Below are 23095 nucleotides of genomic sequence, written 5' to 3'. Positions count from 1 at the left end.
GCTTGCTAGAGTTGCCTCACTAGAACCAGCTGCTCCGGATTGCAATGTTGCAGTCTGATAGCTGGCACCACGGAGGCCCAGGTGCGGCGCAAGCTCAAACGCGAAGTCTTCATCGTCTGGGTGCGGGACGACCTCAGTCGCGTGGTCGTGCCCCTGCTCGCCCTCGAACTCAAGCGGCGAGGGTTCAAGGTCACGTCCGACAGCATCCTCAAGACGTCCAACCAGCCGAGTCTGGCGCTGTGGATGGCGAAGAAGATCGAGAGCGCGCAGGCCGTCATCGTCGTGGTGACGCCCGACCTCATCGACCTGTTCGACCTCGACCCCGACGAGCCCTCGGAGACGCACCTGGGTGGACAGTGGGAGATCCGCCTGCTGATCCAGCGGCTGTACGACCACGGTCTGGGTCCTGGGTGCCCGGTGATCCCCGTGCTCCCTCGCGGCATCACCGCCGAGGACAGCCCGACGATCCTGCGCATCCTCGAGAACGCATCCTTCGACCACGTCACCGGCGTGGGCATCAACAACGTCGAGGAGCGGGTGAACGACGTGTACGACCACTCCGATCGGGTGGCGCAGCGCCGGCAGCAGTCTGAGGAGAAGACGGAGAACCCCGCGCCCTCGAAGGAAAGCCTCGCCGAGCAGCTGTTGCGCGTCGAACCGGCTCACGGGCACCACCTCGCCAAGGCGTGGGTCAAGCAGGCCGGCGCCGATGGCGTGCCCTATTCGGCGGACCTCGTGCACACGTTCAGGAAGATCGCGCTGATCGCTCAGTGGGCCGCCGACCTCGAGCTGCTCCGCCAGGTCACGGCGCTCTGCCTGCCGACGGTGGAACAGGACGACCTCGACAACGTCGCGAAGGCCACTTACCTCATCTTCGGCCGGGCGTTCCTGCTGTGCTGCGATCACCAGCACGAGGAGGCGCAGTCCACTGTGGATCTGGCGCTCACGCTGGCCTCGGACGCGGAGGACAACAACCTGGTCGCGCACGCGAAGCGGTGCCTCGCCAGGATCCTCGTCCGCCGAGACGCCGAGTGCGCGTCGTACGACGAGCGGCTGGAGAACCTCAAGCGCGCCAACGCATACGCCGAACGGTCGATGACCGACTTCCAGGAGTCCAAGAGTGACGGCAAGTACCTGGCCATGATCGCGCTGGCGGAGGTCCGCCTGGCACAGTTCAGGTTCCAAGGCGACGAACAGGCGCTCGCGGAGGCTGAGCAACTCAGCACCGAGGCTGCCAGGGGGTTCCCGGACGGCCGGCGTCACCCGTACTACGAGGCGATGCTCCTGCAGGCCGAGGTCGCGATCCTCACCGGCAGGGACGACGCCTCGACGCTGCTGCACGAGACGTTGCGCAACCTCAGGTCCCGCGTCCGGCAGGCGGAGGCGTTCACCGCGCTGGTCGGCCGGGGGCACCTGCTCCTCGCCCAGCTCGCTGTGCGGAAGGGCCTTTCCAGTGCGCAGGACGAGATCGAGAAGGCACGTGCGCTGTTCGCCAAGGTCAACTTGCAGCGCATGGTGGACGAGTGCGACTGGCTCACGATCGTCAGCGAACGCAAGCAGCGGCGGTTGTCCGTCTACGACATCGAGGCCCTGGAACGCCATTGCCCGGACCCTGAACTGCGGTCACGGGTCGCGGAACGCGGTCGCACGTGGCCTGCGTTCCGCGACCTGTGGGGCCGGTACGGCGACCGGTACTGGAAGCGTGCGATCAACGAGACGCGGGGTCGGCGTTAGCGGCGGAGAGCTTCTTCGCACCGTTGGGCCTCCGCCTCGCGGTGCTGGGCGGTGAACAGGTCGCGGGCCCGTCGAAGGACGTCCTCGGCCTCCGCGTCGCCCCGTGCGGCGAATGCCAGGCCGAGGCGTTCGGTGACGTCGGCGGCGAAGAAGCGGTTCTCCTGCTCCGCCGCGAGCCGCAGGGCGGTGGTGAAGCGGGTGATGGCCTCGTCGAGCGCGCCGGTGCGTTGGAGGACCACAGCCAGGTTGTCGGTGGCGACGACCTGGCCGCTGCGGTTGCCGAGTTCTTCGGCCAGGGCAAGGGCTTCGGTGCACGAACGGACCGCGGCCTCGTGGTCGCCCAGCTCGCTCTGGGCCCGTCCCAGTGAGTTCAGCGCGTGCGACTCCCCCACCCGGTTGCGTGCGGCGCGGTAGTGGGTCAGGGCGGCGGCCGAGTGGTGCAGCGCGCCCTCGTGGTCGCCGGAGCGGGCGGCCAACCGGCCCAGGTCGTGGTGCACGTGCCCGAGTTCCTTGTCGTCGCCGTCCTGCTCGATCAACGCCAGCGCGCGCAGCAGGCACTGGGAGGCCTCGTCGAACGCGTCCGCCCTCGTGTAGGCGCGGCCCAGCTGCCGCAGGGCGATGGCGGTCAGGGAGTCCTGCCCGAGCTCGTTCGCCGCGATCACGCCGACCCGGGACGTCTCGACGTTCTCCGCGAGCCGGCCGCTGCGGTAGTGGTACGTGTCGAGCGCGCGGGCCAGGTGCCACGCCTGCTCGTGCCACTTCCTGAGCACCGCCTCGTCCAGCGCCGAGCGCAGCTCCTGGTACTCCAAGCCGAACCAACGGACCGCGGCCTCCTCGCCGTCGAACGCCACGGGCTCGCTGCCCTCCGCCGGTGCGGCGAGCGTGACGACCGCGCGGTTCGGGTAGAGCAGGCGATCGGCCGCGCAGGCGCTGTGGGTGTAGAAGTCGACGAGTCTGCGTGCGGCGTTCACAACGTCTCCCGGTTCGTCGATGTCGGCACACATCTGCCGTGCATAGGCACGGACGAGCGGATGCAGGTGGAACCTCGACCGGCCGCGCTGGTCGAGGAGATTCCTCGACGTCAGTCGGCGCAGGTACCTGGTGGCCGCCGTGCCGCGGACCGCCAGCAGACTCGCCACCGACGCCGCCGTCAGCTCGTCCGCGACGGACGTGCCCAGCATCCGGAGTACCCGAGCGTCCTCCTCTGGCAGCGATGCGTACGCCCACGTGAACACCGCGCGCAGCTTGTTGACACCGTCGGCGGAGTCGAACGCCTCGAGCTGGTCGTCCGCGTCCTCGAACTCGGCGACCAAGCCAGGCAGGTCGAGCTCCTCCGCGACGCGCGCGGCAACGATCGCCAGGGCAAGCGGCATTCCCGCGCACCGTCCCGCCAACGCCTCGATGCTCTCCTCGTCACCCGAGTCCTCGGTGAGGTAAGTCCGCAGAAGCGTCATGGCTTCCTCGTGGGCCAGCTCCGCGAGGTGGATCGCAGCGAAGTCGCGCGCGTCCGGTCCGGTGAGCCGGATGCGGCTGGTGGCCAGCACGGCACTGGTGGACGTGCCGGGCACGAACGGGAGGATCTGGTCGACGCTCGAAACGTTGTCGAGCACGACGAGCACCGCGCGTTGTGCGAGGACGCTGCGGTACATCGCTGCGGCGGCCCCGAGGTCCTGGGGAAACGCTCCCGGTTTCACACCCAGCGCACCGAGGAAACCGTGCAACGCCGTCAGCGCGTGCGTGCCGCTGGTTCCGTTCAGGTCGGCGAACAATTGACCATCACCAAAGTCTTGCGCCTGGTCGTGCGCCCACCTCAGGGCGAGTGACGACTTGCCCATGCCCGCGGCGCCCTCGATGACGATGACCGGCACGTCCCCGCGCGCCGACATCCGCCCGAGCGACTCGGTGAGCAGTCCAAGCTCGCGATCACGGCCGACGAGCACGCGCGGCGGCGCAGGTAACTGCCGGGCTTGCGTAGGCACCGGCTCCACCCTGGACATCATCGTGATCGACCCGTGGACCGCACCAACCTGCACGACCGATCCCCCCGATGAGGAATCGACCTGGTTGTGGACCTCGCCGGAAGGCTCTGGCACGCGCATCAGCCGCCGCTCACCAGCTCAGTGGCTCTTGACGTCGGCGAGGAACAACGCCCACGACGGTTCCCCAAAGCGCAAGCGCCCGCCCTCACGATCCCTCGACGATCTGACCAGTACAGCGCCGTTCGCCCTCGTCGAGAATTCCACACAGGATTGGCTCCCGGTTTTGGGCCCGCTCGCCGAACTCTTGATCCACGTACCGCCGTCGCCGTCCACCTGAACAACGCAGGCTCGGCTTGCTCTCTTCACGCCATCCCCCTCACAACGGACGCCGAACAGCATGCGTCCCTTCCGAAGGTAGCGCGGCGACCCCATCGGCCAGCACCGCCGATCGATGGACGGAAACACCAGAACTGGACACGAAGTCAGTTCGCGCCCTTAACCGTTCAGAGCAACCTGATTACCCCAATCGGGCTGCGTTCACTCAGGCCAGATCAGCCCAAATTCATTTACACCGCCTTTGCGGTCGAATCTCGCGCATCGAAGATCAGCTCCCTGATGAACTCGATCGACTTCTCCTTGTCGAGCGCCAGCTCTCGCAGAACGTCGAACGCCTCGTCGTACTTCTCAATGTCGTGACGGTCGTCGCGGATCATGACATCACGCAGCGGCTCTTCGAGCACAAGCACCTCAGCGTCATCATCAGGGAGTTTGAGGAGGGAGAAAGATCCTCTCAGACCCCGGTGCGCCCTCTTCACGTGCGGACCGAGCCGCAGCACCTGCACCGTGACGTTCGGGAGCTCCGCCTTCTCGACGATCGCCTCCCATTGCTCGATCATGACGTCAGCCTGGTCGACGTACCTCAGCAGCACCGCCTCATCGATGATGAAGTGCAGCTCAGGACCATCCGCGGTCACTATCCCCTGACGCCTCATCCGTATTTCCACACCGCGCTGAATCTCGACCTCTTCCGTTTCCACGGCCGAAGCGAGCGCTTGCGTGTACCGCCGCGTCTGCACCAGACCGGGCATTGCCAGCGCCTGGTACTGCCGGATGCGTTCCGCCGAGGCTTCTATGCCGATGAAGAAGTAGAACTGAGGATCGATGTATGGCCGATGACGAGTCCACCACACGCTCTTGCGACTGGCACGTGCTTCGCCCAGTAATTCATTCACCCGATCGGGACCAGTGACGTCGTACAACTCGAGTAGAGCTTTGAGATCAGTACTCCCGACATTGGATGACCCGTTCTCGATCCTGATTATCTTGGAGACGGACCACTCAAGCTGCTCGGCTACGTACTTCTGGGTGAACGACTTGTCCTCACGCAGCCTGCGCAATTCCCCTCGGAGCCGCCTCTGATGGACGACCGGGGTGTCCCTCTGGCTCATGCGTCCTCCCAATGTGCTTGTTCATCTTGCCACATCGCAGTTGCTAGGTCGCAGAAGGCCAGGTCGAACGTTACAGGTTCCATACGGACTGCAAGCAAATTTTTCGTATAACGCGACATCACTGCCCACTCGGGCAACAACCACCCCTCGTGAGCCGATCAAGGATCTCACTTTCTGTAGCCATTATCGGTTAAGAGGCACGCATCCGGGTGTTCCCCCAAAGCGCTACGTGCGACACCGATGACAAGGTCAACTTGGCAATCCTCCACGCCACGCCGACGGGTCCGGCATGATCGCGCCGACGGCACGCCACCACGAGGAGTGACGTTTTCTCAGCCAACAGCGATTCCCGGTGCGTTTCCCGGCATGCCCGGCCTCTGATCGGACGTTTCGAACCACCCGGAATAATCCGGGGTGTGGACAAGACGCGGTTGGGCATCTGGCTGGTCGTCGGCGTGCTCGTGGTGCAGACGGTGGCGAGCCTGGCGTGGGGGGCCGACTCGACACTGACCGGGATCGCGCTGGCCTTCAACGCCGTTGCGGCGGTGTCCACGGTGCTCTTCGTGCGGCGGGGCGGGCAGGCCGCCTGGGTGGTGGCCGGGTGGTGTGCCGGGTTCTTCGGGTGGCACGTGCTCGGGCTCGGCGAGTTGGCCGGGTGGTGGACGACCGGGCTGGACGCCGCGTTCCTCATCGGCGCGCAGTACCAGCTGTCGGTCGCCTACCAGGCCTTGTTGGCCACGGCTTCCGGGTTTGCCGTGCACCTGTTGTTGCCTCGTCAGCGCCAGGTTTCGGAGACGTAGGCGTCGAACGACTTCGCCGGTCGGCCCAGCAGGCGGGCGATGTCGTCGGTCGGGGTGGCCAGGTGGCCGTTGCGCATGGCTTCGAACATGCCGTTGAGTTCGGTGGCGACCTCTTCGGGGAGGCCTTGGGCCAGCAGAGTTTCGCGGTAGGCGGCCGGGGTCAGTTTGACGAGGTCGATTCGGGTGCCTTTGGCCTTGGCGATCTTGGCCACGGCCGCGGCGAAGGTGACGCCTTCCGGGCCGGTCAGGTCGTAGGTCTGGTGTGCGTGGTCTGGGGTCGTCAGCGCCAGGAGGGCCACTTCGGCGATGTCCGCCACGTCGACGAACGGTTCTGGGGTGTCGTCCACCGGGAGGGACAGGCGGCCCGCTTCGATTTCTGGCTGCCAGATCTGTTCGGAGAAGTTCTGGGTGAAGTTGTTGGCTCGCAGGATGGTCCAGGGCAGGTCGCTGGAGCGCACGGCCTGTTCGGCGGCGTGCATGCCTTGGAAGACGTCGGGTGGGGTTTGGTCCAGGCCTCGGCCGGAGAGCAGGACCAGGCGGGACAGGCCTGAGGTCGACGCCAGGTCTGCGAACGGAGTGGCGGCGGCCGGGTCTTCCGGGGCGATCACGTAGGCGGCGGTGGCGCCGTCGAGGAACGGCTTCCAGGTGGTGGGGTCGGTCCAGTCGAAGCCTGTTGCCCGGGAAGCCTTGCGCACGGCGACGTTCGCGGCCTCCAGCGCGTGCACCACTCGGCGGCCCGTCTTGCCGGTAGCGCCCAGGACCAGGATCTCTTCAGTCATGGCACTCAGCCAAGCTGTCCGGACCCGCCCGGAACATGGGTGAGCGTTCATCGACGATGTTCGATCGTTCGGGCCGTAGGGTGAGGGGTATGGAGCCGTTCGACGAGCTGTTGCGCGGGATGCGCGCGGAGGGTGCCGGGGTGTGCCGGAGCGTCATAGACGGGACGCGGGTGTTGCCCGGGCTCACGTTGTACGCGGTGGCTTCCGGCGAGTTGGACGTGCGGGGCAGGACCGCCAGGGCCGGGGACATCCTGGTGGTGCAGGAGTCCGTGGCCGCTCGGGGGCGTGCTTCGGTCGTGAGCGGGTCGTATCGCGTTCAGGGGGCTGTGGCGAAACGGCTCACCGCCGTGTTGCCGGACGCGTTGGTGGCGCCGGGGACTGACGGCTGCGCGGAGTTCTACGGGTCGGTGGACATCGACGGGCCGGAAGTGGTCATGGATCGGTTGCTCGACTGGTTCATGGTGTGCGCGCTCCGGGAGTGGTTCGACCGCGAGCACGGTGACGGCTGGCTGGCCGCGCAGGCGGACGCCGTGGTCGGGCCGGTGCTCAAGGCGATGCACGAGCGGCCGGAACGGGCGTGGACGCTCGCGTTGCTGGCCAAGGAGGCCGGGGTGGCGCGCACGACGCTGGCCGGCCGGTTCACGAAGCTGGTCGGGGTGCCGCCGCTGACGTACCTGACGGAGTGGCGGATGGCGGTGGCGGCCGACCTGCTCGCCGAGTCGTCCGCGACGGTGGCGGCGGTCGCGCGCAAGGTCGGGTACGCGGACGCCTTCGGGTTCAGCGCCGCGTTCAAACGGGTGCACGGCTTCAGCCCCAGCAAGTGCCGCACCCGCTGCGCCGCGACCGCGTGACCTCCAGGCAGCAGCGCACGAAGTCGGCCGCGGCCTCACCGGCGTCCGGCAGCCACGCGACGGCCACCTCGCTCGGGCTCACGCCCGTCACCGGCACGTAGACGACGTCGGGCCGCGCGTGGAAGTGCGACGCGGACGACGGCACGAGTGCGATGCCGTGGCCACTGGCGATCGCGCCCAGGAACTCGTCCGGACGTTCCACCACGGCCCCGATCCGCACCTCCCGGCCGTCCCTTTCGGACTGTGCCAGCCAGTGCTCGCGCCACGCGCCCTTCAACGCCGGCGCGACGATCACCGGTTCGTCCCGGATCTCGCGGAACGGCACCGAGTCGCGCCCGGCCAGCCGATGTGTCGAAGGCAGTGCCACACAACGGGATTCGCTGAACAACGACCGCACCCCGAACGTCTCCTCGCCCGGAAACGGCAGGCGCAGCAACGCCACCGGCACCTCCGCCGTCGCGAGCCCCGCCGTCGGGTCCGACCACGGCGCCTGCCGCAGGTCCACCCGCCAGCCGGGCCGGGTCCGCCCGAACGCGGCCAGGATGTCCTGCGTCGCGTCGTTCGCCGCGCTGCTCAGAAAACCCACGCGCAGCACGCGGGCGGCACTGCGGGTCTCGCTCACGGCCGCGTCCCACCCCGCGAGCACCGGCGGCACCCGTGCGGCGAGCACGTGCCCCGCCTCGGTCAGCTTCATCCCGGTGCTGGAGCGGGTGAACAGCCGCACGCCGAGCTGCGACTCCAGGTGCTTGAGCTGCTTTGTCAGCGACGGTTGCGACACGAAGAGCCGGTGCGCGGCGCGCGTGAGGTTGCCCTCCTCGGCGATGGCGGCGAAGTACCTCAGCAGCCTCGTGTCGACGTCCATGACGTCAGGTTAGGAAGCCGGACATCAACCACGAGTGAACACAGGCGCCGAGTTCGAGGAGTCACGGATACGGCCACCCGTTCGCCTTGCACACCTTCCCGTCCTGCGGGATGAACGCGCCCTGGGAGACGCCGTTGGTGATGCGCACGATCTCGTCGTTCGCCGTGCTGAACGTCTGCTGCATCATCACCGGCGCCAGGCCGCCGTTCACGTCGCACGGGCGGTGGCCCTGACCGAACGCGTGCCCGACCTCGTGGTTGACCATGTACGTCCGGTACTCGGTGAGGTCCGGCAGGAACGCCACGGCGCCGCGCACCCAGCGGGCCGCGCTCAGGTACACGAAGTTGCCGTCACGGCACGAGACGTCGACCGGGATTTCGAACCCGCACAGGTTCCGCGCGGTCGCTTGTGACGTGAGACGCACACGCACCGATGCGGCGCCGGTGACGCGACGCACCGACAGCGCGCCGCGGGCCGTCCAGCCGCGCGGGTCGGTCAGGGTGCGGTCCACGAACGACGAAAAGGCCTGCTCGTCGACGGTGATGCCGTCCTCGATCTCGACGGCGTAGGTGCGCACCGGGCCCGTGCCCACGACGGCGCCGTCGCCCGGGACCACGTGGAACGTGCCAGCGCCGGCGGCCGGGAACTCGGGGCCGTCGGGCAGGTCCGAGCTCGACGCGTACACCCGCGGCGGAGGCGGAGGTGCCGCCGGGGCGGACGGGACCGAGTCCGGCACCTCGGACGACGGTGTCGTCACCGCTGTGGTGGTGGTCGGCGCGGCGGCCGGGGAGGACTCGCCCGCGAACTGGACCGTCGTCAGCAGCAGCGCCGTCAGACCGAGAGCCGCCAGGGCAAGGTGCACCTTCATGACGGCAACGCTCGCCGGAACTGATGAAGAACCTGTTTACGTCTCACTTGACTGTCGTGAAGGACTGCATACTTCGCACTGTGTGTGCCCACATTCTCGTCGCCGAGGACAACGTTCATCAGGCTGAACTCGTCCGCCGGTACCTGGAGCACGACGGGCACTCCGTGGTGGTCGTCCACGACGGACGGGCGGCGATCGACGAGACGCGGCGCCGCAACCCCGACCTGCTGGTGCTGGACGTGATGATGCCGCTGGTGGACGGCATCGACGTGATGCGCGCCATCCGCGCCGAGTCGGACGTGCCGATCGTGCTGCTCACCGCGCGGTCCACTGAGGACGACGTGCTGCTCGGGTTCGACCTCGGCGCCGACGACTACATCACCAAGCCGTTCCGGCCGCGGCAGATGGTCGCGCGCGTGCGCACGATCCTGCGCCGCACGGGCCGTGCGAGAGAAACGAGCGCCACGGTGCTCAAGGTCGGCGATCTCACCGTTGACCCGATCCGGCACGAGGTGCGCATCAAGGACGAACTGGTGAGCCTCACGCCCGCCGAGTTCCGCCTGCTGGCCAAGATGGCCGCGCAACCACAACGCGTGTTCACGCGCGAACAGCTGCTGGAGGACGGCTTCATCACCGCGCGCACGGTCGACGTGCACATGATGAAGTTGCGTCGCAAGATCGAGCAGGACTCGCGTAGGCCGGAACGACTGCTCACCGTCTACGGCATCGGGTACAAGCTCGTATGAACAGCCTCCTCGTCCGGTTCTTCCTGTTCTCGCTGGTGATCGCGGGCTGTTCGATCGCGGTCACGGCGTGGCTCGCGTCGCAGGCGACGACCGGCGCGATCCGCCAGGAGCAGGGCGACGCGCTGCGCACCGACGCGGAGATCTACGACAAGCTGCTCGGAATCGCGGCCACGCACCGGACGTGGGTCGAGGCGAAGTCCGATGTGGACGGTCTGGCGCGCGAGTACGGCCGCCGGCTCGCGCTGACCGACCGCGGCGGCAAGACGCTGATCGACACCGGCACCGCGGGCTCGCCGCCGTTGCCCGTCACGCCCAAGGTGTCGATTGACGCGCTCAACGTCGACTCGGTGCTCAAACCCGGCGCCACCAGCAAGATCGACCCGAGGGCCGTCGGCCCGTTCCGGCTCACCGACGACGAGTACGCGAAGATGCGGACGGTGGCCGACCGGCTCCTCAACTGCACCCAGGGCAACTTCACCATTGTTGAGTCGCCCAACCGCAGGCTGCGGGTCTCGACGCTCAAGCCGGGCGAGACGTCGCAGTGGCCCGACTGCCCGTCGGGCGACGAGCTGTACACGGTGACGAAGACCGAGAGCCTCGCGTACGACAGCCTTTACGAGCTGTACCAGGGCTGTGTGGCCCGGCTGCCGGGGCTGTACTACGCCAAGCCGAAGAACGGCCCGCTCCCGCTCGACTGGGAGGTCCAGACCCTCCGGTACTCGGATCCGGCCGCAGCGGAGTGCATGGAAAGCGCGCGCCGGGAGCAGCTGCGGCCGTTCGTCGCCGAGTACGCGCACCTGTTCATCACCGAGCCGACCTCCGGCGCGCCTCAGGCGATCGACCTGTCGACGACGGGCACGAACCGGATCATCCTGGTGGCACTGGGGATTCTCGCGCTGGCGGGGTTCGCGTCGTGGGTCACGGCGACGCAGCTCGTGCGGCCGATCCGCGCTCTCACCGCCGCTACGAAACGCACGGCCGAAGGTGACCGCACGGCGCGGGTCGACGGCGGTGCGGGTGAGATCGGGCAGTTGGCGAAGTCGTTCAACTCCATGTCGGAGAAGCTCGCCGAGACCGAACGGCAGCGGCAGGCCATGGTCAGCGACGTGGCGCACGAGCTGCGCACGCCGTTGGGCAACATCACCGGCTGGCTGGAGGCGACGCAGGACGGGCTGGCCGAACCCGACCCGCACCTGATCGGCATGCTGCTGGAGGAGTCGCTGCTGCTGCAACGGCTCGTGGACGACCTGCACGACCTGGCGCAGGCCGACGCGGGCACGCTGCGGTTGCACCCGGAGCCGATCGCGCTGGACGACGTGGTGGACCAGGTCGTCAACGCCCAGCAGAACCGCGAGATCCTGCTGCGCGCCGAGACCACACCGGTCCACCTCAGCGCGGACCCGGTGCGGTTGCGGCAGGCGCTGGGCAACCTCGTCGCGAACGCCGTGCGCTACACACCGCCCGGCGGCGAGGTGGTCGTGAGGCTGTTCCAATGGCAGGACCGGGCGATCCTGGAGGTCGCGGACACCGGCACCGGCATCGCACCCGAGGACGTGCCGCACGTGTTCGACCGCTTCTGGCGCGCCGACAAGTCACGCAGCCGCCGCACCGGCGGCAGCGGACTCGGGCTCGCGATCACCCGGCACCTCGTCGAAGCACACGGCGGCACGGTGTCGGTGACCAGCACGCTCGGCGAGGGCTCGACGTTCCGGATCAGCCTGCCGCCGGCATGAGGCCCAGCAGGTCCATGTTGATCATCGCGGCGGCCTGGGCTCCCTGGGCGGCGGCGACGATCACGATGGCCGTGGGGTCCGTGACGTTGCCTGCTGCGTAGACGCCCGGCACGCTCGTGCGGCCCTTCGCGTCCGTGCGCACGAACGGGCCCGCCATCGTCTCCTCGGTCTCGGCACCCAACGCCAGCAGGAACTCGTCACGCGGTTTGACCGGTGCGGAGTACACGAGCGCATCGGCGGGCACGCGCTCGCCGTTCGAGATCACCGCGACGAGGCGGTCGTCCTCGACCTCGATCGCGTCGACGGACGGCACGTGCGTGACGTCGTCGGACCACTGCCGGAGCAGCGCGACCTTCATCTCGTCGCCGAACACCGCGAGCTTCTGGTCGCGGACCTCCCAGCCGTGGCAGTACGGGCAGCCGAAGACGTCCCGGCCCCAGCGTTCGCGCAGGTTGTCCGGCACCTCGTCGACCAGGCCGGTCGCGAACAGCAGGCGGCGGGCCCGGACCGTGCGCTCGGAGAGGTCGACGGCGAACCCGTCGTCGAGCTTCGTCACGCCCAGGACGTCGTCGGTGACGATCTCGCCGCCGTAGCCCTCGACCTCGGCCCGTCCGTGCTTGAGGAGCTCCAACGGCGAGAGGCCGTCACGAGAGAGGTAGTTGTGCATGTGCGCGGCCGGGGCGTTGCGCGGCTCGGCACCATCGACCACGAGCACGCTGCGGCGCGCCCGGGTCAGCATCAGGGCGGCGCTCAGTCCGGCCGCTCCCCCACCAATGATCACCACGTCGTAAGTCATGCTTCGAGAGTGCGGTCGACAACCCGGTTTTGGCAAAGTAAGTTGCCGTTATGGCAACAACCGTGGGGCAACGGCTCGCCGCGCTGCGGGCCGAGCACGACCTGACGCTGGCGACGTTGTCCGAGATGACGGGCATCTCGAAGTCGACGCTGTCGCGCCTGGAGACCGACCAGCGCAAGCCGACGCTGGAGCTGCTGCTGCCGTTGTCGCGCACCTACCAGGTGTCGCTGGACGACCTGGTCGGCGCGCCGGAGGTGGGCGATCCGCGGGTGGTGATGAAGCCGCGCCAGCTCGACCACGGCCGGGTCGGCATCCCGCTGACCAGGTCGATCGGGCCGCTGCAGGCGTGGAAGATGATCCTCACCGACCCCGAGCTGCACGAACCGCGCGTGCACGAGGGCTACGAGTGGTTCTACGTGCTGAGCGGGCGGATCCGGATGCGGCTCGGTGACAAGGAGATCGTGCTGCGCGCGGGCGAGGTGGCGGAGTTCGACTGCCGTCAGCCGCACAGCTTCAGCAGCGCGGACGGCAAGCCGGCGGAGATCCTCAGCCTGTTCGGCAAGCAGGGCGAGCGCATCCACACCCGCGCGGCGCCGCCGAACAGGTCATAGTGGAGGCATGTGCCGAAACATCCGGGTGCTCCACAACTTCGAACCGCCGGCCACCTCCGACGAGGTGCACGCCGCGGCGTTGCAGTACGTGCGCAAGGTGGGTGGGGCCGCGAAGCCGTCCGCGGCGAACCAGGCCGCCTACGACAAGGCCGTCGAGGCCGTGGCGGCGGCGACGCGGGAACTGCTGGACGCGCTGGTGACGACCGCTCCGCCGAAGGACCGCGAGGTCGAGGCCGCGAAGGCGAAGGCGCGCGCCCAGGAGCGATACGCGCGTTAGTTGCGCACGCGGGTGTCGAGGTACATGCAGATCAGCTTGGCCGCGATGCCCGCGGAGCCGACGATGAACGCCTGGTCGGGGCCGAGCGTGACGGCGATGGCCCACAGCAGCAGGGCGATCAGCACGAGGATGACGGTCACCTGCACGGCGTGGGGCCAGTGACCGACCTGCGTCAGCCACCTCTCCAACTGCCGCTGCGGAACCTCCACGTCACCCGCTCTATCGGGTGAACGCTCCGCCTTTACCGCCATCGTGCTCCCTCGCCGTGATTCCTCCTGACGAACCCCATTCTGCTGAGTTGATCTTCTACGGAGTGTTACTTCCGCCGGTCATGCGGTGAGCGTTCGGTGAGCGTCGGCGAACGGCAGACGAACGGTCATCCACGTGATCGGTTCCCGGTCCGTCACCGTCCGTTTACCGATTGCGATCTACATCGCAACTCTGCGTGTCACCTATTCGAGCGAATGTTCAACAATACGTAACCATTGCTCCGTTCGGAGCAGCCCGATTTTTGTCAGACCCCTCAGATAACGTCGGGTGAAGCTCGCGGTACGAGGGGAGAAAGCGTTGCCGGACAACAACGTCAGCGTCACCGCACTGTCGTTCACCGAGTACGTCATGAGCGGCCAGCGTGGACGCATCAACATCGTTTCCGAACAGCGGGGGATGTACCTCGCCGCCGACACCAGGGTGTGCGGGTTCTACAACCCGATCCGCGACGCCATGCGACGAGCGGTCAACTCGACCGAGCCGGAGATCGAGCTCAAGAAGGCGGTCATGGGCGCCAACCGCACGGGCCAGCCGCGGGCGTTCGAGGAGATCGCCGACGGCTTCCTGCCCTGGCTGGGGGCGTTCAAGGCGACCGGCGTGCCCGTGGAGGGGGCCGCCTACCGCGCCGGCGAGCTCACGTTGAAGGTGCGGCCGCACCTGGGGCTGCGCAAGAAGGACGGCACGTCGTACGCGGTGCTCGTGCACACCAAGGAGGCGCCGCTCACGCGGGAGGCGGCGAACGTGGCGCTGCGGATCCTGCAGCACACGGTGGCGGACACGCTGCCGGGGGCGACGCCGATGGTGCTGGACGCGCGGCGCGGCAAGGCGTACCAGATGCCGGCGCGGACGAACCTGGGGAAGCTCGACGTGCTGATCGCCGCCGAGGCGATGGGGTACGTGACGCACTGGAAGCTGTCCGGCCTGTTCGAGTCCGTTCAGGTCGGGTAGGGGGCCGGTCTCGGGGGAGGCCGGGTGGTCAGGGGGAAGTGGACGACGCGGCCCGTCTGGGGGGTCGGGCCGTGTCGTCGGCACATCGGAGGGGATCTCTTGTCGAGGAACGCGGACCTCGTGGCGTTGCTGGGCCGGGTCGCGCGGCGCGAACCCGAGCTGTCCTGGGACAACGCCGAGGAGCACGTGGGGTTCGCGTTCCCCGGTGACTTCAAGGACCTGCTGGGGACGTTCGGCACCGGCGTCTTCGACCACGTCGTCGAGGTGGTCTCGCCCGTCGAGGACGAGGAGTCGCTCGACGTCTTCTTCAGCGACGTCTACGAGTCGCGCGCGTTCGAGGGGCTCGTGCAGTGGGGCAGGGCCGGGCGGTGCACCCTGTTCTGGCGCACCGACGGCGAGCCCGACCAGTGGACGATCACCTGGTGCGACGCGGAGTTCGCCGAGTGGGAGAGCTACGACGGGACGGCGACCGCGTTCCTGTTCGACCTGCTCACCGGGAAGATCCGCAGCCGGCTGATCGACTTCACGCCGACCGGGAACCCCGGTTTCTGGCCTGATTAGCAGGCTTTGAGCATCGTGGCGAGGGCGTCGTGCTCGGCCTGGTCGACGGTGAGCTTGTAGGTGATCTTCACCTGGATCCAGTGCTGGGCGTAGGTGCACCAGTAGGCCTCGACCGGCGGCTTCCACTTGGCCGGGTCCTGGTCACCCTTGCTGCGGTTGGTCTTCGCGGTCACGGCGAGGAGCTGGATGCCGCCGAGGTCGTTCGCGAACACCTTGCGCTCGTCGTCGGTCCACTTGTCGGCGCCGGAACGCCAGGCTTCGGCCAGCGGGACGGTGTGGTCGATGTCGACCTCGCCGCCGTCCTTGATCACCACGTTGTCGTACGGGCTGGTCCAGGTTCCGGACGTGGCCCTGCAGTCCTTGTCCGTCTTGACGTCGGCGCCCTGCTTCTGCAGCACGATCTCCCTGGTGTCGCAGGAGTTTCCCTGCGATGCCCAGTGCGGGAAGCGGTCGCGGCTGTAGCCGGCCATCTTGCTCTCCGGCGCGACCTTCAGTGCGCCGAGGTCCTTCGAACCACCGGGCGCGGCGCCGGTGGTCGGGGGCGTGTTGGGCGAATTCTCCTGCGATGACTGGAGATTCGTGAGGTACCAACCCGCTGCCAGCAGCAGTACGAAGACCACCAGTGACGTCACCGCCGCGCGATTCATGCGGCAATGATCGACCATGCGGATCACGGGCCGGTCACCCGGCCCGTGATCCGCGTGTCGGAGTTACGGGCGCGAGGTGAGGTAGCCGCCCATGTGCTTGAAGTACTCGTGGGCCTTCAGCTCGGTGCCGTCGGCGGTGCGAACCTTCTTGACCAGCAACGCCTTGCTCTGGCCGCGCCGCGCGTCGGCGCCCGCGACGATCGTCACGCCGTCGCCCTCGCGGTAGAAGATCCGGCCGGGAGTGCCGCCGTAGACCTCGGTGGAGACGTCCGCCTCGATGATCTCCAGGCGTTGGCCGCGGTGGAAGCAGAACGCGCTCGGGTACGGCGCGCACTGGGCGCGCACCAGGCGGTCCAGCTCCTGCGCGGTCCAGGTGAAGTCGATGCGCAGGTCCTCCTCGGCGCGCTTGTGGAAGAACGAGGCCTGCGAACGGTCCTGCTTGACGAAGTCCGTGCGGCCGGACGCGATCTCGGCGAGGCCGTCGACCGTGATCGGGCCGAAGAGCTCCAGCGTCTTCTCGAACAGCACGGCCGTGGTGTCGCGCGGGCCGACCGGAACCGACCGCTGCAGCACGATGTCGCCGGCGTCGAGGGTGTCGTCCATCATGTGCGCCGTCACGCCGACCTCCTTCTCGTCGTTGAGCAGCGCCCAGATCAACGGCGAGAAGCCCGCGTACTTCGGCAGCAGCGAGTCGTGCACGTTCAACGTGCCGTGCTTGGGCAGCGCGAAGACCTGCGGCGGGATCCAGGTGCGCCAGTTGCAGGCGACGATCACGTCCGGCTCGGCGGCCTTCAGCGCGTCGAGCAGCTCCTGGTCCTCCGGGCGTTCGCGGACGATCACGTCGACGCCGTTCTCGCGGGCGAGGTCCTCGACCGAATCGCTCCAGACCTTCTCGTACGCGCCCTCACCCCTGGGGTGCGTCACCACCAGGACGACCTCGTGCTCGGACGCCAAAAGTGCCTGCAGGGTGCGATGACCCCAGGTCTGGAACCCGAACATGACGACCCTCATGGGGGTGTCCTCCTCTACTCCGGTGCGATACGGTCAGGCTAACCTAACTGACGGCTTGCGAAGAGAGCTTAGGCTTCCCTAAGTTAGGTGCTCATGCATCCGATCTACGACATCGTCGGCATCGGGTTCGGTCCTTCGAACCTGGCGCTCGCCATCGCTCTGACCGAGCACAACGAGCAGGCCGAAACCCCTGTCACCGCGGTGTTCCTGGAACGCCAGCAGGCGTTCGGCTGGCATCGGGGCATGCTCCTGGACGACGCCACCATGCAGGTGTCGTTCCTCAAGGACCTCGTCACCATGCGGAACCCGACCAGCCGCTTCTCGTTCCTGTGCTACCTCCAGGACCGCGGCCGGCTGATCGACTTCGTCAACCACAAGAACCTGTTCCCGCTGCGCGTCGAGTTCCACGACTACTTCGAGTGGGCCGCCGCGCAGGTCGACGACGTGGTCGCGTACGGCGTGGAAGCCGTTGGCGTGGAAGCGATCCACGACGACCTCTTCGAGGTGACGACGGCCACGGGTGACGTGTACCACGCCCGCAACGTCGTCTTCGCCACCGGACTGCGCCCGACCGTGCCCGAGGGCATCACGCTGTCGGACCGCGTGTGGCACAACAGCGAGTTCCTGCACCGCGTCGGCGGGCTCAACGACCCGAAGCGCTGCGTCGTCGTGGGCGCGGGCCAGAGCGCCGCCGAGGCCGTCGCGTACCTGCACCGCGAGTACCCCGGCGCCGAGGTGTGCTCGGTGTTCTCCCGCTACGGCTACTCCCCCGCGGACGACAGCTCGTTCGCGAACCGGATCTTCGACCCCGAGGCCGTCGACCACTACTACGACGCACCGGACGCCGTGAAGCAGCGGTTGATGGGCTACCACCGCAACACCAACTACTCGGTCGTCGACGTCGACCTGATCGCGCAGCTCTACCGCACCGAGTACCAGGAGAAGGTGCTCGGCACCGAGCGCCTGAAGATGATGAAGATGACCCGGCTCGTTGCCGTCGAGGAGTCGGCGGACGGCGCCCGCGCGGTGATCCAGTCGCTCGTGACCGGCGAACAGGAGTTCGTGGACACCGACCTCGTGCTGCTCGCCACCGGCTACGACGAGGCCACGCCCGTGCTCGGCGCGCTCGAAGACACGTGCGCACGGGACGAGGCCGGCCGTCTGGTCGTGGGCCGCGACTACCGCGTGCAGACGTCGTTGCGCGGCGGCATCTACCTCCAGGGCGGCACCGAGCACTCGCACGGCATCACGTCGTCGTTGCTGTCCAACGTCGCCGTGCGGTCGGGTGAGATCCTTGCGTCCGTGCTGACGAACACCCCCGTACCGGTCCTCGCGACCAGGTGAGGCTCGACCTCAAGCTGACGGGCTGCCGGGCCCTCACGATGGACCCGGCACGCCCCGCCGCGCACACGATCGGCATCTGGCAGGGCCGCGTCGCCGGGCTGGACGACGACGTCGCCGACCTGCCCGCCGCCGAGACCGTCGACCTGGGCGGCGCCGTGGTGCTGCCCGGTTTCGTCGACGCCCACACGCACCTGGCGTGGAACGGGCGCCGCACCACCGACGTCACCGGCCTGAGCACGGTCGAGCAGATCCTCGACCGGCTCAGCGCCCCCGGCACGGGCTGGATCGAGGCGTCCGGCTACGACCGGCGGATCATGGACCGCCCGCTCACGGCGCTCGACCTCGACCGGATCAGCGGCGACCGGCCCGTCTACGTCGCCGACCTCTCCGGTCACGCGTGCGTCGTGAACTCCGTTGTGCTGAACCAGCTTCCGGAGATCACCAGCGACGGATGGCTGACCGAGAACGAGCAGCTGGCCGCCCGCACGTTGCGACTCCCCTACTCGCTCGACGAGATCACCGCCGAGCTGCACACGAGCGCACGGCAGGTGCTCTCCGAGGGCGTCACGATGTGCGCGGAGGCGGGCATCGGCGCGGGCCTGATCGCCAGCAGCCCGCTCGAAGCCGCGGCCTACCAACGCGCCCGGCTGCCGATCCGCGTGCAGCTCATGGTGTCCGCGCACGTCCTGCACGACGTCGCCGCCGACCCGGCCGACGGGATCGCGCGCGCGATCGACCTCGGCCTGCACACCGGTTTCGGCGACGACATGCTGTCGTTGGGCGCCATGAAGCTGTGGACCGACGGCGGCATGATGGCGCGCACGGCCGCGTTGTCCGAGCCCTACGCCGGCACCGGCAACTCCGGTCAGCTGGCCGAGCCCGAGGAGCTCATGCGGGCGGCGATCGTCGACGCCCACCACGCCGGGTGGCAGCTCGCGATCCACGCGATCGGCGACCGGGCCGTCGACTTCACCTTGGACGCGATCCAAGAAGCTCAGCGCCAACGCCCGCGCGCGGACGCCCGGCACCGCATCGAGCACTGCGGCCTGGTGCGCCCCGAGCAGCTCGGCCGGATCGCGTCGCTGGGCGTGGTCCCGGTGATCCAGCCGGCGTTCCTGTGGGCGTACGGCGACGACTACAGCGAGATCATGGGCGCGGAGCGGGCGCCGTGGATGTACCGCGGGCGGGCGTTCCTGGACCACGGCATCACGGTCGCGGGCAGCTCGGACCGGCCGGTCGCGGACGGCGCTCCGTTGCGCGCCATCGACTTCATGGTGCACCGCCGCTCTTCAAGCGGGCGCGCGGTCGGCCCGGACGAGGCGATCACCGTCGAGGAGGCGATCCGCGCGTACACGCTCGGCGGCGCCTACGCGTGCCGCAAGGAGCACGTGCTGGGCAGCCTCACGCCGGGCAAGCTCGCGGACCTCGTGGTGCTCGGCGACGACCCGCGCACCAGCGACTCGATCGCGGAGATCCCGGTGCTCGCGACGATGGTGGGCGGCACGTTCGCGTTCCAGCGACCGTCGTGATCAGCTCTCGGCGGCCTTCTTGATCGCGGCCAGCCGCGTGTCCCACTGCGAGGCGAGCGAGGCCATCCAGGTGGCGGTGGCGTCGAGCGCGCCGGACCGGACGGAGAAGTTGTTCTCCCGCCCGGCGCGCGCGGACGCCACCAGCTCCGCCTTCTCCAGCACGCCCAGGTGTTTCACGATCGCCTGACGGCTGACCGGCAGTTCGGCCGCGAGGACGGACGCCGACGCGGCCCCCTTCGCCGCCACGAGATCGAGGATCCGGCGGCGCATGGGGTCGGCGAGCGCGGCCAAGACGTCGTCGACCTGACTCACGCGCACACCCTTCTGCAACCGGACGGTTGCAGAACAGGTTACTGGAGATGGAACGTCGCGGCCAACGTGGTGAGCCGGTCGGTGATGTCGGCGTGGACGTTCGTGCGGCGCACCCAGTTCTCGCTGCCCGACGACGCGGACGGCGGGGTGCCGAGCGGCGACACCGCGTCCGTGACGCCGTACTCCAGCCGGTACGCGAGCACGGCGATGGCCGACTCCAGCCAGAACGACGGATCCGGCGTCGGGATCTCGCCCAGGCCGACCCGGAACCACACGGGCATGCGCGCGTACTGCCCGAGCGCCTCGGAGATGCGGCGCGCGGCGGCGTCCTTGATCTCGCCGCGGGCCTTGCCCCCGGCGAGCACGGCCTCGGTGCGCCACTCCTCGCCCGCGGCGTCCTCGTCGGCCTCCAGCCGTTCGGCGGCCCGCTGCGCGCCGGCCTCGTTGGCGTTGATCAGCCACTCCATCTGCCGCACCTCGTGCGACAGCGCGTCCCGTTCGAACCGCGGCACCCGCCCACCGTCCAACTTGGACTTGGCGTCGTCCCGGCGGGCCTTCAGCCCGTCGAACTCGAGAACTTCCTGCCTGAGCTCGACGCGGGCCGGGTCGGCGAGGATCTCCTGCTCCGCGTCCCACCCCTTGCGCAACGCCTCGACCAGCGGTTCGACCTCCCCGCTGACGGCGTCGAGATCGGCCAGCGGCCCGTCGCCCGCGCCGGACAACCGCCGTTCCAGCACGGTCAGCCGAGCCGTGACGCGCTCGAGTTCGGCCGTGAGCTGACCGACGTGACTGATCAACGTGGCGACCTGCGGCTCGACCACGTCGAGCCGTTCCTTCTCCGTGGGCACGCGACCAGCGAACCGGACACGGGGGTGAGACAAAAGCGGGTACCCGGCGAATACACGCATTGGGGAACACGTTCCGCCCAGCCGTGGCACTCGGCCCTCACGGACCGTCACAACACGGGTGAATCGTGACAAAACGAGGTATTAATAGGAGATGGCGACCTCCGTTACTGAGACCGAACGCAAGTACGAGGCACCATCGGACGCGAGTCTGCCGGACCTCACCGAGATCACCGGCGTGGCGACCGGTCCGGAAGAGTTCGACCTCGAAGCCACCTACTTCGACACCGGCGACTACCGGCTGGCCCGAGCCGGCGTGACCCTGCGCAGGCGCGTGGGCGGCAGCGACGAGGGCTGGCACCTCAAACTCCCGGCGGGCGAGGACTCACGACTGGAACTGCGCGTCCCCCTGGGCCGCGCGACGAAGAAGCCCCCGAAGGACCTCTCCTCCCTGGTCCGCGCCCACACCCGCGGCGACTCCCTGACCCCGGTGGCGGAGATCCGCACGAACCGCCGCCGCTGGCAGCTCAGCAACGGCGACGGCGAGATGCTCGCCGAGGTCGTCGACGACGTGGTCACCGCCCAGAGCCTCGGCTCCTCCACCAAGACCACCTCGTGGCGCGAGATCGAGGTGGAGCTGGGCGAGAGCGGCGACCGCGACCTCCTCGACACCGTGGAACGCCACCTGGGCGACGCGGGCATCCACCCGTCGTCCTCGAAGTCCAAGCTGTCCCAGGTGATCGGCGTCAAGCGCGACGCAGGCCCGACCATCGGCAAGAAGCCCACGGCGGGCGAAGTGGTCCTCGCCTACCTCTACGACCAGCGCGCCGCCCTCCAGAACCAGGACCCGCGCGTCCGCCGCAACGAGGACGACGCCGTGCACCAGATGCGCGTGGCCACCCGCCGCATGCGCTCGGCCCTCCAGGCGTTCGGCAAGATCGTGGACCGCGACGAGACCCGCGCCCTGACCGACGAACTCAAGTGGCTCGCCTCGACCCTCGGCACCTCACGCGACCTGGAGGTGCTCCGCATGCGCTTCACCGACGGCCTCCACGCCCTACCGCCCGAGCTGGTCCTGGGCGACGTGGCCGCCCGCCTCACCCGCCACTTCGCCCCGCTGGAAGCCCAGGCGCACAAGGACTCCGTGGCAGCCCTGGACAGCGAGCGCTACTTCGCACTCCTGAACTCCATCGACACACTGCTGGCCGCGCCACCCCTGACCTCGGCTGCCGCGGGCAAGGCGCGGGAGGTGCTGCCCCGTCTCGTAGAGAAGGCGCGGCGGCGACTCGACTCGCGGGTCGAGGAGGCCCTGGCCACCCACGACAGCGACGAACCGCTGCACGAGGCACGCAAGGCGGCCAAGCGACTCCGGTACTCGGCCGAGGTGGCAGAACCGGCGCTGGGCAAGCACGCCAAGGCGTTGCGGAAGCGGGCGAAGGACGTGCAGACGCTGCTGGGCGACCACCAGGACTCGGTGGTGGCGCGGCCGGTCCTGCTGGAGCTGGGCCGGGGCGACGAGAACGGGTTCACCTTCGGGCTGCTGTACGGGCAGGAGGTGGAGCTGGCGCACAAGACGGAGGCGGCGCTCCCGGCCCTGTGGCAGAAGCTGAGCAAGGAACACCTCTGACGGCCTGAGCGCAGGCTCGCGCAGGGGTCCCCTCGGGTTTCGAATCCCCCGCGACCCAACCTAGCGATGGGGTCTGACAGCCCGGGCGATCAAGGAAACGAGAAGACCGGCGGCAGGCAAGCGACGGCAGCGCAGGCAGGCAGGCAGGCAGCAGCAGGCAGGCGACAGCAGCAGGCAGGCGACAGCAGCAGGCAGGCGACAGCAGCAGGCAGGCAGGCGGCAGCGGCAGGCAGGAGGCAGGCGGCAGCGGCAGGCAGGCGGCAGGCAGGCGGCAGCGGCAGGCAGGCGACAGCAGCAGGCAGGCGACAGCGGCAGCGGCAGGAGAAGGACACCGGATCGCGCGCGAGGCCGAAGGCGAGCCGACCCGACGGCGAAGCCGAGGCTCTTGGCTTTTGCTTTTGCTTTTCGCTTTGAGCCAAGAGGGCCCGGCGGTGGGGTCCCATCACGAGTCGCGCCATAGCCCTTGCTGCATCAGAGGAGGGGTGTCAAACGGACACGCTCTTCGTCCGTTTGACAG

24 protein-coding genes are annotated in these 23095 nt (G+C 68.7%); 12 read left to right on the top strand and 12 right to left on the bottom strand.

The window, feature by feature from the left end; translation table 11 throughout:
- The first annotated feature begins 81 nt into the window (after positions 1 to 81).
- Positions 82 to 1734, top strand: coding sequence for a hypothetical protein (locus ACFWNN_RS41130; protein ID WP_382445403.1), 1653 nt, complete (start codon positions 82 to 84; stop codon positions 1732 to 1734).
- Here ACFWNN_RS41130 and ACFWNN_RS41125 read toward each other — a convergent pair.
- From ACFWNN_RS41125 to ACFWNN_RS41115, 3 genes are all read right to left on the bottom strand, one after another.
- A complete protein-coding gene (locus ACFWNN_RS41125; protein ID WP_382445402.1) occupies positions 1731 to 3713 on the bottom strand; it encodes a tetratricopeptide repeat protein in 1983 nt (660 codons plus the stop codon). The two genes, ACFWNN_RS41130 and ACFWNN_RS41125, sit on opposite strands and share 4 nt — an antisense overlap.
- 138 nt (positions 3714 to 3851) lie before the next feature.
- Positions 3852 to 4112, bottom strand: coding sequence for a DUF397 domain-containing protein (locus tag ACFWNN_RS41120; RefSeq protein WP_382445401.1), 261 nt, complete (start codon positions 4110 to 4112; stop codon positions 3852 to 3854).
- A gap of 167 nt (positions 4113 to 4279) precedes the next feature.
- On the bottom strand, positions 4280 to 5161 hold the full coding sequence (locus tag ACFWNN_RS41115; RefSeq protein ID WP_382445400.1) for a helix-turn-helix domain-containing protein: 882 nt from the start codon (positions 5159 to 5161) through the stop codon (positions 4280 to 4282).
- Between the two features lie 416 nt (positions 5162 to 5577).
- Between ACFWNN_RS41115 and ACFWNN_RS41110 the strand changes: the two genes are divergently transcribed.
- On the top strand, positions 5578 to 5961 hold the full coding sequence (locus ACFWNN_RS41110; protein ID WP_382445399.1) for a hypothetical protein: 384 nt from the start codon (positions 5578 to 5580) through the stop codon (positions 5959 to 5961).
- On the opposite strand, the gene ACFWNN_RS41105 is transcribed toward ACFWNN_RS41110, so the two are convergent.
- Positions 5937 to 6740, bottom strand: a complete 804-nt coding sequence (locus ACFWNN_RS41105) for an NAD(P)H-binding protein (protein WP_382445398.1) — start codon at positions 6738 to 6740, stop codon at positions 5937 to 5939. The two genes, ACFWNN_RS41110 and ACFWNN_RS41105, sit on opposite strands and share 25 nt — an antisense overlap.
- 89 nt (positions 6741 to 6829) lie before the next feature.
- On the opposite strand from ACFWNN_RS41105, the gene ACFWNN_RS41100 reads away from it, so the two are divergent.
- Positions 6830 to 7591, top strand: a complete 762-nt coding sequence (locus ACFWNN_RS41100; protein ID WP_382445397.1) for an AraC family transcriptional regulator — start codon at positions 6830 to 6832, stop codon at positions 7589 to 7591.
- Here ACFWNN_RS41100 and ACFWNN_RS41095 read toward each other — a convergent pair.
- Positions 7548 to 8453: a LysR family transcriptional regulator gene (locus ACFWNN_RS41095; protein ID WP_382445396.1), complete on the bottom strand. Its 906-nt coding sequence runs from the start codon at positions 8451 to 8453 to the stop codon at positions 7548 to 7550. The genes ACFWNN_RS41100 and ACFWNN_RS41095 overlap by 44 nt on opposite strands.
- Positions 8454 to 8514: 61 nt before the next feature.
- A complete protein-coding gene (locus ACFWNN_RS41090; RefSeq protein ID WP_382445395.1) occupies positions 8515 to 9321 on the bottom strand; it encodes a DUF3152 domain-containing protein in 807 nt (268 codons plus the stop codon).
- A gap of 80 nt (positions 9322 to 9401) precedes the next feature.
- On the opposite strand from ACFWNN_RS41090, the gene ACFWNN_RS41085 reads away from it, so the two are divergent.
- Both ACFWNN_RS41085 and ACFWNN_RS41080 read left to right on the top strand, forming a co-directional pair.
- A complete protein-coding gene (locus tag ACFWNN_RS41085; protein ID WP_382445394.1) occupies positions 9402 to 10067 on the top strand; it encodes a response regulator in 666 nt (221 codons plus the stop codon).
- Positions 10064 to 11800, top strand: a complete 1737-nt coding sequence (locus tag ACFWNN_RS41080) for a sensor histidine kinase (protein ID WP_382445393.1) — start codon at positions 10064 to 10066, stop codon at positions 11798 to 11800. Before ACFWNN_RS41085 ends, ACFWNN_RS41080 begins: the two co-directional genes overlap by 4 nt.
- Here ACFWNN_RS41080 and ACFWNN_RS41075 read toward each other — a convergent pair.
- Positions 11781 to 12596, bottom strand: coding sequence for an NAD(P)/FAD-dependent oxidoreductase (locus ACFWNN_RS41075; protein WP_382445392.1), 816 nt, complete (start codon positions 12594 to 12596; stop codon positions 11781 to 11783). The genes ACFWNN_RS41080 and ACFWNN_RS41075 overlap by 20 nt on opposite strands.
- A gap of 50 nt (positions 12597 to 12646) precedes the next feature.
- Between ACFWNN_RS41075 and ACFWNN_RS41070 the strand changes: the two genes are divergently transcribed.
- On the top strand, positions 12647 to 13207 hold the full coding sequence (locus ACFWNN_RS41070) for a helix-turn-helix domain-containing protein (protein ID WP_382445391.1): 561 nt from the start codon (positions 12647 to 12649) through the stop codon (positions 13205 to 13207).
- A 7-nt stretch (positions 13208 to 13214) separates the two neighbouring features.
- Positions 13215 to 13484 carry a DUF2277 domain-containing protein gene (locus tag ACFWNN_RS41065; RefSeq protein WP_382445390.1) on the top strand — a complete coding sequence of 90 codons (270 nt, stop codon included), beginning with the start codon at positions 13215 to 13217 and terminating at the stop codon, positions 13482 to 13484.
- Here the strand turns inward: ACFWNN_RS41065 and ACFWNN_RS41060 are convergent.
- The gene (locus ACFWNN_RS41060) at positions 13481 to 13693 is read right to left on the bottom strand and encodes a hypothetical protein (RefSeq protein ID WP_382445389.1); all 213 of its coding nucleotides are present in this window, start codon (positions 13691 to 13693) and stop codon (positions 13481 to 13483) included. The two genes, ACFWNN_RS41065 and ACFWNN_RS41060, sit on opposite strands and share 4 nt — an antisense overlap.
- Before the next feature lie 328 nt (positions 13694 to 14021).
- On the opposite strand from ACFWNN_RS41060, the gene ACFWNN_RS41055 reads away from it, so the two are divergent.
- Together ACFWNN_RS41055 and ACFWNN_RS41050 are read left to right on the top strand one after the other, a co-directional pair.
- Positions 14022 to 14702, top strand: a complete 681-nt coding sequence (locus tag ACFWNN_RS41055) for a hypothetical protein (protein WP_382445388.1) — start codon at positions 14022 to 14024, stop codon at positions 14700 to 14702.
- A gap of 99 nt (positions 14703 to 14801) precedes the next feature.
- Positions 14802 to 15263, top strand: a complete 462-nt coding sequence (locus tag ACFWNN_RS41050) for a hypothetical protein (protein ID WP_382445387.1) — start codon at positions 14802 to 14804, stop codon at positions 15261 to 15263.
- Here ACFWNN_RS41050 and ACFWNN_RS41045 read toward each other — a convergent pair.
- Positions 15260 to 15910 carry an HNH endonuclease family protein gene (locus ACFWNN_RS41045; protein WP_382445386.1) on the bottom strand — a complete coding sequence of 217 codons (651 nt, stop codon included), beginning with the start codon at positions 15908 to 15910 and terminating at the stop codon, positions 15260 to 15262. The genes ACFWNN_RS41050 and ACFWNN_RS41045 overlap by 4 nt on opposite strands.
- A gap of 63 nt (positions 15911 to 15973) precedes the next feature.
- Positions 15974 to 16921 (bottom strand): methionyl-tRNA formyltransferase, encoded by a 948-nt coding sequence (locus ACFWNN_RS41040; protein WP_382445385.1) that lies wholly within the window; start codon positions 16919 to 16921, stop codon positions 15974 to 15976.
- A gap of 93 nt (positions 16922 to 17014) precedes the next feature.
- Between ACFWNN_RS41040 and ACFWNN_RS41035 the strand changes: the two genes are divergently transcribed.
- Together ACFWNN_RS41035 and ACFWNN_RS41030 are read left to right on the top strand one after the other, a co-directional pair.
- On the top strand, positions 17015 to 18265 hold the full coding sequence (locus ACFWNN_RS41035) for a lysine N(6)-hydroxylase/L-ornithine N(5)-oxygenase family protein (protein ID WP_382445449.1): 1251 nt from the start codon (positions 17015 to 17017) through the stop codon (positions 18263 to 18265).
- The gene (locus tag ACFWNN_RS41030; RefSeq protein WP_382445384.1) at positions 18262 to 19794 is read left to right on the top strand and encodes an amidohydrolase; all 1533 of its coding nucleotides are present in this window, start codon (positions 18262 to 18264) and stop codon (positions 19792 to 19794) included. The genes ACFWNN_RS41035 and ACFWNN_RS41030 overlap by 4 nt, the downstream gene beginning before the upstream one ends.
- On the opposite strand, the gene ACFWNN_RS41025 is transcribed toward ACFWNN_RS41030, so the two are convergent.
- Positions 19795 to 20106: an ArsR/SmtB family transcription factor gene (locus ACFWNN_RS41025; RefSeq protein WP_382445383.1), complete on the bottom strand. Its 312-nt coding sequence runs from the start codon at positions 20104 to 20106 to the stop codon at positions 19795 to 19797.
- A gap of 38 nt (positions 20107 to 20144) precedes the next feature.
- Complete coding sequence (locus tag ACFWNN_RS41020; protein WP_382445382.1) at positions 20145 to 20954, bottom strand: hypothetical protein; 810 nt, start codon at positions 20952 to 20954, stop codon at positions 20145 to 20147.
- 151 nt (positions 20955 to 21105) lie between these two features.
- Here ACFWNN_RS41020 and ACFWNN_RS41015 point away from each other — a divergent pair, with 151 nt between their 5' ends.
- Positions 21106 to 22578 carry a CHAD domain-containing protein gene (locus tag ACFWNN_RS41015; protein WP_382445381.1) on the top strand — a complete coding sequence of 491 codons (1473 nt, stop codon included), beginning with the start codon at positions 21106 to 21108 and terminating at the stop codon, positions 22576 to 22578.
- Positions 22579 to 23095: the final 517 nt, after the last annotated feature.

It is taken from the genome of Lentzea sp. NPDC058450, from assembly GCF_042721395.1.
GTDB lineage: Bacteria > Actinomycetota > Actinomycetes > Mycobacteriales > Pseudonocardiaceae > Lentzea.
The sequence above is the reverse complement of the archived record's forward strand: the minus strand, read 5'-3'. Positions and strand labels throughout refer to the sequence as shown.